Origin of the sequence: Xanthomonas pisi DSM 18956 (genome assembly GCF_001010415.1) — a bacterium.
Lineage (GTDB): Bacteria > Pseudomonadota > Gammaproteobacteria > Xanthomonadales > Xanthomonadaceae > Xanthomonas > Xanthomonas pisi.
The window spans coordinates 1-435 of record NZ_JPLE01000212.1; the positions used below are offsets into that span (position 1 = coordinate 1).

The 435-nt window shown below is 45.3% G+C and carries 1 protein-coding gene; it reads left to right on the top strand.

The annotated features are described in order from the left end of the window. A partial coding sequence (locus tag Y887_RS20770) for a hypothetical protein (protein ID WP_046965611.1) occupies nt 1-435 on the top strand: 435 nt, incomplete at both ends.

The following is a 435-nucleotide window of genomic DNA, read 5'->3' on the forward strand; positions in this document are numbered from 1 at the left end:
GACTATTTTCAAAGCGAAAATGGGCGGCCAGCCGGGGGACTTTGGTGCTGCCAACCAAGGCAATCCAGTCAACTCTCCTGATGGAATAGAAGTTGTCGACGAAGAATCACAACTGTCTTATTTCGTGAAGTTCAACACTGCAGTAATATATGACTTGTATGTCGATATTACTGTTTCAAGAGGCACCGCAACCGCCGATGCGGAATCTATTATTGCCGCTGTGTTGAATTACGGCAATGGCAATTTTAACGGAGAGCAAGGGTATACAGTAGGGCAATCTCAATCTTCTTTTGAAATTGCTTCAGCAGTGTCTTGCGAGTATCCAGGCTTGTATATTAAAGATTGCAAAATTGCAGCAGTTAAAAGCGGACAGGCAGCGCCAAATTATCCATCCGATTACGGCAGCGAGTGGATTGCCAATCCTTGGGATAAGGC